The sequence below is a fragment of the Aestuariimicrobium sp. Y1814 genome (genome assembly GCF_050113895.1).
Classification (GTDB): Bacteria; Actinomycetota; Actinomycetes; order Propionibacteriales; family Propionibacteriaceae; genus Aestuariimicrobium.
The window spans coordinates 337,745-350,198 of the sequence record NZ_JBNJRW010000003.1 but is presented as its reverse complement, the minus strand read 5'-3'; the positions used below and the strand labels follow the sequence as shown (position 1 = coordinate 350,198).

Genomic DNA, 12,454 nt, shown 5'->3' with positions numbered 1-12,454 from the left:
CCTAGGTGTTGCGGGTCATGAGGTTGATTGCACGCGCCGGGACGTGAGAGGGGGCGGGTCCTCGGCAGGATGGGAGTTGCGAGACAACCATCGGAACGAGGAGCCCGCCCTTGATTCACCACCGTAATGCCGCGCTGACCTTTGAAGCACGTCGACGCCTGGTCATCCGGTGCCAACACCGCCCGATCGCCCACGTCGCCGCCGAGGCCGGAGTGTCGAGGGCCTGTCTGTCGAAATGGGTCAACCGTCACCGCCTCCACGGCGAGGAAGGCCTGCTGGATCGTTCCAGCCGACCCCACAGTTCACCGACCCAGACCCCACCGCAGGTGGTGGAGTTGATCGAGCAACTACGCCGCGACCACAAGTGGTCGGCCCGGCTGATCACCGCCGAACTGCACGAGCGTGGGCACCGGACCAGCGTCGCCACCGTCGCACGCTGGCTGACCCGGCTGGGACTCAACCATCGCCGCTGGCTCGACGTCGAGGGAGAACCGACCCGTGCGCCGGCACGGATCATCGCCCGCTACCCCGGCCACATGGTCCACGTCGACGTGAAGAAGGTCGGCGCGCTGCGAGAGGGCGGCGGCTGGCGGGCCCATGGCCGCGGATCGAACCAGGACAAGGCGAAACACCGCACCCGGGTCGGCTACCGCTACCTCCACTCCGCCGTGGACGGATACTCCCGGCTCGCCTACACCGAGTCCCTGACCGACGAGCGGGCCACCACCGTGCTCGGGTTCATCAACCGGGCCAGGGCCTGGTTCGCCGCGCACGGGATCACCCGCGTCACCCGCGTGGTCACCGACAACGGCAACCCCTACAGGGCAGCGATCGTCGAACGCTCGCTGCGGGGCTGGGCACGCCAACACCAGTTCATCCGCGCCTACACACCTCGCCACAACGGGAAAGTTGAGCGCTACAACCGGATCCTGGCCGAAGAAGTGCTCTACGCCCGGCCCTACAACTGCGAGGACCAACGCACCCGGGCAATACAGATCTGGAACATCCACTACAACTACCATCGACCCCACACCGCCTGCCGAGACCAACCCCCAGCCACCCGAACCCCGGCACGCGTCACCAACGTCATGCGCTCCAACACCTAGGTGGTGGCCGCGCCGCTGGGCGTGAACACACAAGTTCCCCAGAGCACCCGCCCTGTCATATGGCAGGGCGCGTGCTCTGGGAAACTTGTGTGTTGACGTCGTCGCCGGGTCGTGTTGACGAAACTGCTGCCCGGACCCGTCCATACTCAGTGAAGGGGGTGGACATGGAGCCCGAGGCCTACGCCGAACTGGTCCGCAGTGAGCAGGCCGGCCTGCTGCGGCTGGCCTGGGCGCTCACCCGCGACACCCATCTGGCCCATGACCTGGCGCAGGAGACGCTGGTCCGGGGCTTTGTGAAGCGACGCCTGGTCGAGAAGGCCGACTCGCCGCGTGCCTACCTGCGCACGATCATGCTCAACCTGTGGCGGGGACGACGTCCGCGACCCGAGCATCCTGCCGACCACCCACCGGAACGCCCCACCATCGATGGCCACCACCTCGAACGCGCCAGTCTGGTGGCGGCCCTGGCCACTTTGCCGCAACAGCAACGGGCGATCGTGGCGCTGAGACACCTTGACGACCTGTCCGTGCGGGAGACGGCCACCGTCCTGGGTTGCAGTGAGCAGACCGTCACCACCCAGTGCGCTCGGGCGTTGGCGCGGCTGCGGACACACACCGAGCTTGCTGACCTGCTGGAGGACTGAACCATGCCCACCCTGAGAGACCTCGTTCCCGACATCGATCCGATTGACCCGATCGAGGTCGCCAACGCGGGGCGCCGGCGCCTGCTGCGTCACCGGGTCTTCGGCGCCGGTGCCGCTGCCGTGGTGGCGGTGGCTGCCGTCACCGTGGCAATCCAACTGGTGCCGGTGCGCGACCAGGCGGTCCTTGCGACCACGGCCACCCCCAGCGCCACCGGGAGCCGGCTTGTGACCAGTCACCCCAGCACGTCAACCGACAGGTCAGCAGGTTCCCCCACCTCGTTCCCCGCAGGCTGCCCGTCGCCGAAATCCACCCCCGGATTCGTCGAGATCCCTGCCTACACGGCGATGCTCTACTGGCACGGCAAGATCTACACCCAGACGGACGAGCCCGGCACGCCTGGGGAGCGACTCGGAACGGTGCCCTGCAATATCGTCGAGATCCAGGATCGTGCCCGCCGGGTCTGGAACGGGCCTTGGCCGAACGGCTCCAGCACGATTGGCAAGGTCGGCGCACCCATCCACGTCCAGCAGGGCAGCGATCCAAATTGCGAGATCACCATGCCAGCCATCAGGGTCGGGCATCGACCCACCCCCACCGAGGCAGACGTCTGGCTGGTCTATCGCGCCAAGGACTGCTGACCCGGCAGCCGGGGGGTTCGACTGCCTGCTTCCTCGATATGCTCTGGTTCCACGGTGGAGGCTCGACCCGAGGAGGACCCGCATGGCAGATCCCATTCCCGGGACGGCCCATGCCCTGGTGCCCTCGGCCCGCGCCCGCGTCGGCCTGGTGAAGCGGCTGGCCAGCGCGACCTCGCAGATGACCACGGCGGCCCTGGACGCCATGGAACAGCGGCTGCCCTGGTTCAACGAACTGGGCGCCCAGGAACGATCCTGGATCACCGTGGTCGCCCGCTCCGGCATCGACGGCTTCGTGGCCTGGTTCGGCGCCGAACCCGGCACCCGGGCGGCGGCCGGAACGATGTTCGACGCCGCCCCGCGGGCCCTGACCCGCAAGATCACCCTGCAACAGACCGTCGACCTCGTCCGGGTCACCATCTCGGTGGTCGAGGAGCAGATCCAGACCGAACTGCCCCGCGGCGACCGGCAGGTGCTGTCGACCGCGATCATCCACTACTCCCGCGAGGCCGCCTTCAGCGCCGCCGAGGTCTATGCCCGCGCCGCCGAGCAGCGCGGCACCTGGGACGCCCGACTGGAGGCCCTGGTCGTCGATGCGGTGATGCGCGCCGAGGCCGATGAAACGGTCGTCTCGCGCGCCTCCACCCTGGGCTGGCAGTCGCGCACCCCGGTCACGGTGGTGGTCGGGGCGGCGCCGAAGGACACTGCCAGCGCCGCCGAGGACGTGCGTCGCGACGCCGAGCGCCACCGGGTCAACGCGTTGACCGCGGTCCACGGGGAGCGGCTGGTGGTCATCCTGTCGGGCCCCGACCTGGAGGTCGGCCCCGGCTCGGCCGAGCGTGGCATCGCGCTGGCGACGAAGTTCAAGGCCCGCTTCGGCCCCGGCCCGATCGTGGTCGGCCCGGTCGTGGAGGATTTGGTCGATGCCTCCCTGTCGGCGCGGGCAGCCATGTCGGGCCACCGGGTGGCACCGGCCTGGCCCGAGGGCCCCGACATCATCTCGGCGATGGACCTGCTGCCGGAACGAGCGCTGTCGGGTGACGGCCACGCGCGGCGGATCCTGGCCCACGACATCTACGAACCGCTGCAGTCGGCCGGCGGTGACCTGCTGGAAACCTGCGCCAGCTTCCTCGACCACGGCTGCTCGGTCGAGGCCAGCGCCCGGGCACTGTTCGTCCATGCCAACACGGTGCGCTACCGGCTCAAGCGCATTCAGGACGTGACCACCTACTCCCCCGCCGACCCGCGCGACGCCTACGTGCTGCGGTTGGCGATCACACTCGGACGCCTGAGCCAGGGCCGTTCCTGAGAGCAGCCTGAATCACGCGAAGGTGATTCATCGGCCGCGGGGAGTGGTTTTGTGGTGTTCCGCGCGCCGCCGGGGCGGTCCTTTCCGCCCTCGGGCCGGTCGGCTTGTGGGAACCCCACAAGGTCGCCCTCTCAGTTTTCGTACCGTTCTGGGCGGCCCCACGCGGCCAATCCGGGCACAGTTAGATTGTGCTTGCAATCGTTGCGCCCGGTCAGGGCTCCCAGACACCAGGCTTCCTGCGTCCGTGGCTCGAGCTGCCGACCTTCGCCGCCCGCCTCGACTGGCTGGGCACCGTCACCGGCATGGACCTGGTGCACTACGGCACCGAGGCGGACGCCGACACGATCCGCGACACCGCCATCGCCCAGCCGCTGCTGGTGGCCGCCGGCTCGCTGGCTGCCCTGGAACTGTTCCCGCAGCCGGCCAGCGCCTTCGGCCGGGTGGCCGTGGTGGCCGGACACAGCGTCGGTGAACTCACCGCCGCCGCCGGCGTGGGCATCCTGAGCGTCGAGGCCGCGATGGTCCTGGTGCGCGAACGCGGCCGGCTGATGGCCGAGGCCGCCGCCATCCGCCCGACCTCGATGACCGCGGTCATCGGTGGCGACCGCGACGAGGTGCTGGCCGCGATCGAGGCGGCCGGGCTGACCCCGGCCAACAACAACGGCTCCGGCCAGATCGTGGCCGCCGGCACCACCGAGCAGCTCGAGGTGCTCGCCCAGAACCCGCCGCACCGCGCCCGACTGATCCCGCTGAGCGTCGCCGGTGCCTTCCACACCATCCACATGCAGCCGGCCGTCGACCGCCTCGGGCAGCTGGCCCGCGCCGTGTCGACCCACGACCCGCGGACGAAGATCCTCAGCAACGCCGACGGCCAGGTGGTCGACTCCGGCGTCGAGTACCTGCAGCGGATGGTCAGCCAGGTGGCCAACCCCGTGCGCTGGGACCTGTGCATGCAGACCCTGTCCGACCTGGGTGTCACCGGCATCCTGGAACTCCCGCCGGCCGGCACCCTGACCGGCATCGCCAAGCGCAACCTGAAGGATGTCGCCCGGTTCAGCCTCGACACCCCAGACCAGCTCGACGAGGCCCGCGCCTTCGTCACCGAGCACGGCGGGCCCGACCAGTCGGCCGGCACCGCTCGCCGCGGACTCGACCCTGCCCACACGACCGACGAGGACTGACGTGCCCACCATCAAGACCGCCACCGGCCCCGCCTACTCGAAGCTGCTCAGCGTCGCCGGGGTGCGTGGCAACCGCGTCGTCGACAACGAGGAGATGTGCACCTACATCGACTCCTCCGACGAGTGGATCCAGCAGCGCACCGGCATCGTGGAGCGCCGCTGGGTCGATGAGACCCAGACTGCGCTGAGCATGGCCACCGAGGCCGGTGCCAAGGCCATCGAACGGGCCGGGCTGAACGCCGACGAGATTGATGCCGTGATCATCTCGACGGTGTCGCACTTCAAGCAGACCCCCTCGCTCGCGGTGGAGGTCGCCCACGGCCTGGGCCTCAGCGACCCGGCCGCCTACGACATCTCGGCTGCCTGCGCCGGCTTCTGCTACGGCATCGGCCAGGCCGACGCCATGGTTCGCGGCGGGCTGGCCCGCAACGTGCTGCTGATCGGCGTCGAGGCGCTGAGCATGTTCATCGACCTGGCTGACCGGTCGACCGCGTTCCTGTTCAGCGACGGGGCCGGTGCCGTGGTGGTCGGCGGTTCGGACGAACCCTCGATCGGTCCCACCGTGTGGGGCTCGGACGGTTCCCAGGCCCCGGTCATCGACATCCGTTCGTGGGACTCGGTCGAGAAGGGGGACATCCCCAAGATCACCATGGAGGGTCGCGCGGTCTTCAAGTGGGCCACCACCGCCATCGCCGAGAAGACCCACGAGGCGCTCGCCGCTGCCGGGCTGCAGCCCGAAGACCTGCAGGTCTTCGTCCCCCACCAGGCCAACAACCGGATCACCGACTCGATGCTGCGCCACCTGAAGCTCCCCGAGGGCGTCGTGGTGGCCCGCGACATCACCCACATGGGCAACTCCTCGGCGGCCTCGGTGCCGCTGGCCATGGAGGCCCTGCTGGACAGCGGTGCCGCCAAGTCCGGCGACATTGCCCTCACCATTGGATTCGGCGCAGGCCTCGTCTACGCCGGGCAGGTACTGCGACTCCCCTGAGCCGCGGCAGCCTGCCACCCTGCAACACCCACCAAGCAAGAAACTGCCCTGCCGGGACCGCCCCGAGCAGGGAACCACAACAAAGGAGGGCCAGATGGCCAGCACCGAAGAGATCCGCGCCGACCTCGCCGAGATCGTCAACGACGTCGCCGGAGTCGCCGCCGAGGACGTCCAGCTCGACAAGTCCTTCACCGATGACCTCGACGTCGACTCGCTGTCGATGGTCGAGATCATCTACGCCTGCGAGGAGAAGTTCGGCGTCTCCATCCCCGACGAGGACGCCAAGAACCTCAACACCGTGGGCGACGCCGTCGCCTTCATCGAGCGCGCCCAGGGCTGAGCCCCGCGCCCGTGGGGCGGAGGCAGCCCCTCCGCCCCACACCAGCACCACCCCGCAGACCACCCGCAAGACATGCAGAACATTTCTACCCGGAGGACACCATGACTGAGGTCGTCATCACCGGCGTCGGCGCCATCACGCCGCTCGGCGCCGACGCGCCCACCACCTGGCAAGGGCTGCTCGACGGACGCAGTGGTGTCCATTCCCTGCCCTACGACTGGGCCGAAGCGCTGCCCACCCAGTTCGCCGCCGAGGTCACCTACGACCCGCTGGAGAAGCTGGAACGGGTCAAGGCCCGGCGTTGGGACCGCTCGACCCAGCTGGCCGTCATCGCGGCCATGGAGGCCTGGGCAGACGCCGGCCTCACCCTCGAGCACGACCTCGACCAGGACCGCCTGGCCGTGGCGGCGGGTTCCGGCATTGGTGGCCTGCACACCCTGCTCAGCCAGTGGGACGTCCAGAAGGAGAAGGGCCACCGCCGGGTGAGCCCGTTCACCATCCCGATGCTGATGGCCAATGCCCCGGCGGCCGAGATCGGCCTGAAGATCGGTGCCCGCGCCTGGGTCCACACCCCCGTCTCGGCCTGCGCCTCGTCCAACGAGGCCATCGCCCAGGGCGTCGACATGCTGCGCCTGGGTCGCGCCGACATCTCCGTGGTCGGCGGGACGGAGGCGGTCATCCACCCCCTGCCGCTGGCCGCCTTCGGCCAGATGCAGGCGCTGTCGCGGCGCAATGACTCCCCCGAGACCGCCTCGCGGCCCTGGGACACCGACCGCGACGGCTTCGTCCTCGGTGAGGGCTCGGCCATGCTGGTCATCGAGACCCTCGAGCATGCCACCGCCCGCGGCGCCAAGATCTACGGCACCCTCGCCGGTGCCGGTATCACCGCCGACAGCCACGACATCGTCCAGCCCGACCCGGCCGGGACCGGCCAGTCGAAGGCCATGGTGAAGGCCCTGCGCGATGCGAACCTCGCGGCGAGCGACATCATCCACGTGAACGCCCATGCGACCTCGACCCCCCAGGGTGACGTCGCCGAGGCCGGTTCGATCCGTGCGGCGCTGGGTGATGCGGCCGACAACGCCTGGGTCACCGGCACCAAGTCGATGACCGGGCACCTGCTCGGCGGGGCCGGTGCGGTGGAAACCTTCGCCACCCTGATGGCCCTCAACCAGCGCAAGGTGCCGGGCACCATCAACATCGAGAACCTCGAGCCCGACCTGCCGGTCAAGGTCGCCACCCAGGTCGAAACCCTGCCCGAGGGTGACCTGGCCGGGCTGAACAACTCGTTCGGTTTCGGTGGTCACAACGTGTGCATCGCGGTCACCAACCAGCACCAGAACCGCTGAGCACTACTGCCGCCGCTGTGAAACCGCCCGGTCCGCCGGGCGGTTTCTGCGTTCCCGGGTTCAACCAACCCCGGGCTCAACCAACCCGGGCTCAACCCACCTGGTGCAGCCAGCGCACCGTGGAACCGTCACCGGCGTGGCGGAATGCCTCCAGTTCCTCGTCCCAGGGGGTGCCCAGCAGGGCCGCCAGGCGCTCCTCGAGACCGTCGAGGCCGTGGGCCATGGCCTGCTGCAGGTCGGTCTCGCTGACCAGCAGGTCGCCGTGCACACCCATCCCGGCATGGAAGATGCCGAGCGCCGGGGTGAAGCTGTAGCGCTGGCCGTCGTGGCCGTTCGAGGGCTCTTCGGTGACCTCGAAACGCAGTCGGCCCCACTTGCGGAAGGCCGAGGCGATCGCGGCCGCCGTCCCGGGGTGGTGGTCGAACTCAAGTTCTGCCCGGTAGCTGCCGCGCTCGACGGGCTGCGGCGACCACTCCAGGTGTGCGGGGACGCCAAGAACGCCCGCCAGGGCCCACTCCACGTGGGAGCGCAGCGCGGCGGGCGACGAGTGGATCCAGATGATGCCACGGGTCGACACAGTTCCTCCTCACGAACGGATGCACCTTCCCCAGTGATGCGTTCGTGACCGGACTGGCCGTGGCACCCAGTCTGCCCCACCCCCGGGGGCACCACAAGCCCGGCAGCGAACGGGGTTCACTGCCGGGCGGTGGTCCGGGTATCAGGCGCCGGTGTCAGGCAGGGGGCGCGGCTTGCTCGGCGGCGGGGTCGACACCGGCGGGGTCGTGACCGGTGGCGTGGTCACCGGTGGCGTGGTCACCGGTGGGGTGTCACCCTCGGCGATGTTGACCACGGTGCAGATCACCACGTCGGTGCTGGTCAGCGGCCCGAACTGGAACCCGTTGGGGACGTTGGTGACTGTCAGCGGCGAACCGTTGATGGTGCACACGGCGTTGAACCCACCCTGCGGCGAGATCACGTAGCCGGCCTGGGACTGCTCGGTGATCGTGACACTGGCCTGGTCACTGGTGTAGGTCAGCGAGGCCACACCGGAGGCGGCGGTGACGGCGCTGCCCTCTTCCGAGCCCGTGCCGTTGAAGGTCCACCCGGCGGCCGGGGCGGCGGGGTTGCCGTCGTCCTCGTCAACCAGCTTGGTGATGTTCACCGACCCGCGGCACGACTCCAGGGCAGCGTCCTTCAGGGAGTCGACCAGGGCGTCGAAGCTGGCCACCGGGAAGTAGGCATCATCGCTGGAGATCTGCTTGATGGTGACATCGTTGACACCGCTGCCGACACCGACGCCGACGACGCGGGTGCCGGCGTTCTTCAGCACATTGGCCGCATCGATGGCCGGTGCCAGCGCATTCGGGTAGCCATCGGTCACCATGAGGACCGCGTCGTAGTCGAGGTCCAAGGAGGTGACGCGCTCGAAGGCGCCAGCCCAGTTGGTGCTGCCCCCGAAACCACGGTCGAAACCGGTGGTGTAGTCGATCAGCGGCTGCGCCGAGGCGCTGGTGGCCACGCTCACCGGGAGGAACTCGATGGCCGCGCTCGAGCCGACGTGCGGGGAAGCGGTGGAGAAGGTGTGCAGGCCCACGGCCGAGTTGGTGCCCACCAGGGCCTGGATCGCGGCCACCGAGGCGTCCTTCGACTGCTGGACGTGGGTGTTGCTCAGCGACCCGGACAGGTCGAGGATGATGCCGAGCCGCAAGCCGCAGTAGGAGGGCCAGGGCGGGTTGGGTGCGGGGTCGTCGGCGGCTGCCCGGGGGACGGTGGTGACCACCATGCCCAGCGCCACCAGGACGGCGAGGACGATTCTGAGGAACGGTTTCTTGGACATGGATCTCTCGTTCACTGGTGTTGGCGTCGCCGGGCGAGGGTTGGCACGGCGGGCTGGGGCGACCGGGACACGGTCAGGAGGCAGGCCCTTGCTCCGGACCCTATCGAGACCGGACGATGAGCACAATGGTGTTACACAATTGAGTTCCGGGGCGGCATTAGGCTGTGGCCGTGACAGAGCGCCCCTCCCGGCCCACGCTGCCGATCATCACCCCCCGGATTGACCACCCCCACCGCCGCATCGGCACCCGGGAGTTCGACCTGGACCGGCAGGCCGTGGTGATGGCGGTGGTCAACCGCACCCCGGACTCCTTCCACGACCACGGCGCCACCTTCGCCCTGGACCTGGCCGTCCAGGCCTGCACGGCGGCGGCCGCGGCGGGCGCGGACTGGGTCGACATCGGCGGTGTGCCCTTCTCGCCGCTGACCCCGGCGGTCTCGACCGACGAGGAGGTCGACCGGGTGCTGCCGGTCGTCGAGGCCGTGGTGGCCGCCAGTGACGTGGTCGTCTCGGTCGACACGACCCGCGCCGAGGTGGCCCGGCAGGCCCTGGCCGCCGGCGCCGGTGTCATCAACGACACCTCCTGCCTGTCCGACCCGGCCATGGCCGAGGCGGTGGCCGGCTCCAGCGCCACGCTGGTGGTGACCCACTCACTGGCCGCCCCCCACGAGTGGCTCGCCCACCCCGACTACGCCGACGTCACCGCCGAGGTCGTGGCCACCCTGGACGAGCGGGTGTCCGCAGCGCTGGCCGCAGGGGTGCGACCCGAGCAGATCATCATCGACCCCGGCCACGACCTGAACAAGAACACCCTGCACACGCTGCAGGTCACCCGGGAACTCGGCGCGCTCACCCGGCTCGGCCACCCGGTGCTGGCCGCGGTGTCGAACAAGGACTTCATCGGCGAAACCCTGGACCGCCCCCAGGAGCAGCGGGTGCACGGTTCGGTCGCCGCCGCCACCTGGTGCCTGATGGCCGGCGCCCGGGTGCTGCGGATGCACGATGTCGACGCCGCGGTCGACGCGGTGCGCATGTTCGAGGCGATCATGGGCTGGCGGGCGCCCGCGAGGCTGCGCCACAACCTGTGACCGGACTGCCCTAGGGTGAGGCCATGACCTCGCTAGCCTTCGGCGCCTGGCCGAGCCCGATCACCGTCGACGACGTCCTGGGCTCCGCCCTCGGGCTGACAGAGGTACGCACCGACGGGGCCGCCGTGCTGTGGCTCGAGGTGCGTCCCACCGAGAACGGGCGCAACACCATCATGCAGCTGTCACCCGGGGCGAGCGGTGCGACCGGGGCCGTGGAACTGAGCCCCGACCTGGACGTCAGGACCCGGCTCGGCGAGTACGGCGGTGGCGCGTGGGCCGCAGACGGTGGTGTGGTGGTCGCCTGCGATGACCGCACGCGCCGGCTGTGGCTGCGGCGGGGCACGGCCTGGGCCCCGCTGACCGCCCCGGACCCGGACCTGCGCTACGGGGACCTTCGGCTGCATCTGGACCGCAACCTGCTGCTCGCCGTCCAGGAGGACCACCGGGGACCCGGAGAGCCAGTGACCCGGGTCGTGGCCTTCGACCTGCCCGACAGCGGGTCGTCCGAGCTGGTCGTGCCGCGCGTGCTGGTCGAGGGCAGTGACTTCTACGCCGACCCGCAACTGTCGGCCGACGGCGTGCTGGCCTGGTGCCAGTGGCAGCACCCGAACATGCCCTGGGACCACACCGAGATCTTCACCGCCCCGTTGGACGAGCACACCCGCGCGGTCGGCGAACCGACCCTGGTCAGCGAGGGGGCCTCTGCCGTGCACCCCCGCTGGACGCCCGCCGGGCTGATGTATGTCAGTGATCGCTCCGGCTACTGGAACTGGCTGCTGGATGCCCCGGGGGGGACCCGCAGCATCAGCCGCACCCTTCATGACCACGAGGTCCCCCAGTGGACGCTGGGCAACCAGACCTGGGCAGCCTGGCCGCCGTCGCACCCGCGGGTGGTCGTCGGCACGCGCTACCGCAACGGGCAGGCCGAACTGGTGGCCTGCGGGCTGGAGGAGCACTCGGAGACCGTCATCCCCGTGCCCGACTTGGCGGCGGTGGAGTCCCTGGCCGGCAACGACGACGCGATCTGGGCCGTGCTCGAGTACACCACGCGACCCACCGAGGTCGTCCGGGTCGACCCGGGTTCGGGGGCCCTGACCACCATCGCCCGGGCGGGTGCCGCGCCGGACCCGGCGAACGTCAGCCTGCCCCAGAACGTGTCCACCAACGGTGACCACGGCCGGGTGCAGGCCTGGTTCTACCCGCCGCACCTGCCCGGGGTCCGCCCCGTCGACGGCGACCTGCCGCCCCTGGTGGTGCTCAGCCACGGCGGGCCCACCGGTATGGCCCACCCGAGCTGGTCACCGAAACTGCAGTACTGGACGAGCCGGGGTTTCGCGGTGGTCGACGTCAACTACGGCGGCTCGACCGGGTTCGGGCGTGACTACCGCAACCGGCTCAAGGACAACTGGGGCATCGTCGACGTCGACGACTGCCGTGCCGTGGTCGAGCACCTGGTGGGCCAGGGCCTGGTCGACCCCGCGCGGGTGGCGATCACCGGCGGCAGCGCCGGCGGGTACACCACCCTGCAGTCACTGGTCACCACCGACGTCTACACCGCCGGGGTCAGCCGCTACGGCATCGGCGACCTGGCGATGCTGGCCAGCGACACCCACAAGTTCGAGTCGCGCTACCTCGACGGGTTGGTCGGGCCCTGGCCCGAGCAGCAGCAGGTCTACGCCGAGCGCTCCCCCATCCTGCACGTCGACCGGCTGGCCACCCCGATGCTGATCCTGCAGGGCACCGAGGACAAGGTGGTGCCGCCGGCGCAGGCCGAGTCGATGGCCCACGCGGTCAAGGCGGCCGGCCAGCCGGTGGCCCTGGTCATGTTCGAGGGCGAGGGCCACGGCTTCCGCGGCTTGGATGCCCGCCGCCGGGCGCTGCTGGCCGAGCATGGGTTCTACGACCAGCTGTGGGCCCTGGGCAGCCCCGAGGAGTTGCCGGCGCTGGCCTGGCTGTGAGCACCGGGCCCCCGG

12 protein-coding genes are annotated in these 12,454 nt (G+C 70.1%); 10 read left to right on the top strand and 2 right to left on the bottom strand.

Annotated features, from left to right (window positions below):
* Positions 1–113: 113 nt before the first annotated feature.
* The 8 genes from ACQE3C_RS05840 (at position 114) to ACQE3C_RS05805 (ending at position 7,556) form a co-directional block, all read left to right on the top strand.
* The gene (locus ACQE3C_RS05840) at positions 114–1,106 is read left to right on the top strand and encodes an IS481 family transposase (RefSeq protein WP_434537931.1); all 993 of its coding nucleotides are present in this window, start codon (positions 114–116) and stop codon (positions 1,104–1,106) included.
* A 164-nt stretch (positions 1,107–1,270) separates the two neighbouring features.
* Positions 1,271–1,750, top strand: a complete 480-nt coding sequence (locus ACQE3C_RS05835; protein WP_434538229.1) for a SigE family RNA polymerase sigma factor — start codon at positions 1,271–1,273, stop codon at positions 1,748–1,750.
* A gap of 3 nt (positions 1,751–1,753) precedes the next feature.
* Complete coding sequence (locus ACQE3C_RS05830; RefSeq protein WP_434538228.1) at positions 1,754–2,389, top strand: hypothetical protein; 636 nt, start codon at positions 1,754–1,756, stop codon at positions 2,387–2,389.
* A gap of 178 nt (positions 2,390–2,567) precedes the next feature.
* On the top strand, positions 2,568–3,695 hold the full coding sequence (locus ACQE3C_RS05825) for a PucR family transcriptional regulator (protein WP_434538244.1): 1,128 nt from the start codon (positions 2,568–2,570) through the stop codon (positions 3,693–3,695).
* Between the two features lie 188 nt (positions 3,696–3,883).
* Entirely contained in the window at positions 3,884–4,876 is a 993-nt protein-coding gene (locus ACQE3C_RS05820) for an ACP S-malonyltransferase (RefSeq protein WP_434538227.1), read from the top strand.
* Position 4,877: 1 nt separating this feature from the next.
* Positions 4,878–5,867 (top strand): beta-ketoacyl-ACP synthase III, encoded by a 990-nt coding sequence (locus ACQE3C_RS05815; RefSeq protein ID WP_434538226.1) that lies wholly within the window; start codon positions 4,878–4,880, stop codon positions 5,865–5,867.
* A 94-nt stretch (positions 5,868–5,961) separates the two neighbouring features.
* Positions 5,962–6,207 (top strand): acyl carrier protein, encoded by a 246-nt coding sequence (locus ACQE3C_RS05810; protein ID WP_207475071.1) that lies wholly within the window; start codon positions 5,962–5,964, stop codon positions 6,205–6,207.
* A gap of 101 nt (positions 6,208–6,308) precedes the next feature.
* Positions 6,309–7,556 (top strand): beta-ketoacyl-[acyl-carrier-protein] synthase family protein, encoded by a 1,248-nt coding sequence (locus ACQE3C_RS05805; protein ID WP_434538225.1) that lies wholly within the window; start codon positions 6,309–6,311, stop codon positions 7,554–7,556.
* 91 nt (positions 7,557–7,647) lie between these two features.
* On the opposite strand, the gene ACQE3C_RS05800 is transcribed toward ACQE3C_RS05805, so the two are convergent.
* Both ACQE3C_RS05800 and ACQE3C_RS05795 read right to left on the bottom strand, forming a co-directional pair.
* Positions 7,648–8,133 carry a DUF3145 domain-containing protein gene (locus ACQE3C_RS05800; RefSeq protein ID WP_434538224.1) on the bottom strand — a complete coding sequence of 162 codons (486 nt, stop codon included), beginning with the start codon at positions 8,131–8,133 and terminating at the stop codon, positions 7,648–7,650.
* A gap of 141 nt (positions 8,134–8,274) precedes the next feature.
* A complete protein-coding gene (locus tag ACQE3C_RS05795; protein ID WP_434538223.1) occupies positions 8,275–9,393 on the bottom strand; it encodes a VWA domain-containing protein in 1,119 nt (372 codons plus the stop codon).
* A gap of 170 nt (positions 9,394–9,563) precedes the next feature.
* Between ACQE3C_RS05795 and folP the strand changes: the two genes are divergently transcribed.
* Together folP and ACQE3C_RS05785 are read left to right on the top strand one after the other, a co-directional pair.
* The gene (gene folP / locus ACQE3C_RS05790) at positions 9,564–10,481 is read left to right on the top strand and encodes a dihydropteroate synthase (RefSeq protein ID WP_434538222.1); all 918 of its coding nucleotides are present in this window, start codon (positions 9,564–9,566) and stop codon (positions 10,479–10,481) included.
* Positions 10,482–10,504: 23 nt separating this feature from the next.
* Positions 10,505–12,439, top strand: coding sequence for a S9 family peptidase (locus tag ACQE3C_RS05785; protein ID WP_434538221.1), 1,935 nt, complete (start codon positions 10,505–10,507; stop codon positions 12,437–12,439).
* The last annotated feature ends 15 nt before the right edge of the window (positions 12,440–12,454 follow it).

What these genes read in the sequence shown, in the direction of transcription:
- ACQE3C_RS05835 (WP_434538229.1), top strand. Translation starts at nt 1,271, where the DNA reads ATGGAGCCCGAGGCCTACGCCGAACTGGTCCGCAGTGAGCAGGCCGGC.
- ACQE3C_RS05825 (WP_434538244.1), top strand. Translation starts at nt 2,568, where the DNA reads ATGACCACGGCGGCCCTGGACGCCATGGAACAGCGGCTGCCCTGGTTC.
- ACQE3C_RS05795 (WP_434538223.1), bottom strand. Translation starts at nt 9,393, where the DNA reads ATGTCCAAGAAACCGTTCCTCAGAATCGTCCTCGCCGTCCTGGTGGCG.
- ACQE3C_RS05830 (WP_434538228.1), top strand. Translation starts at nt 1,754, where the DNA reads ATGCCCACCCTGAGAGACCTCGTTCCCGACATCGATCCGATTGACCCG.
- ACQE3C_RS05810 (WP_207475071.1), top strand. Translation starts at nt 5,962, where the DNA reads ATGGCCAGCACCGAAGAGATCCGCGCCGACCTCGCCGAGATCGTCAAC.
- ACQE3C_RS05785 (WP_434538221.1), top strand. Translation starts at nt 10,505, where the DNA reads ATGACCTCGCTAGCCTTCGGCGCCTGGCCGAGCCCGATCACCGTCGAC.
- ACQE3C_RS05805 (WP_434538225.1), top strand. Translation starts at nt 6,309, where the DNA reads ATGACTGAGGTCGTCATCACCGGCGTCGGCGCCATCACGCCGCTCGGC.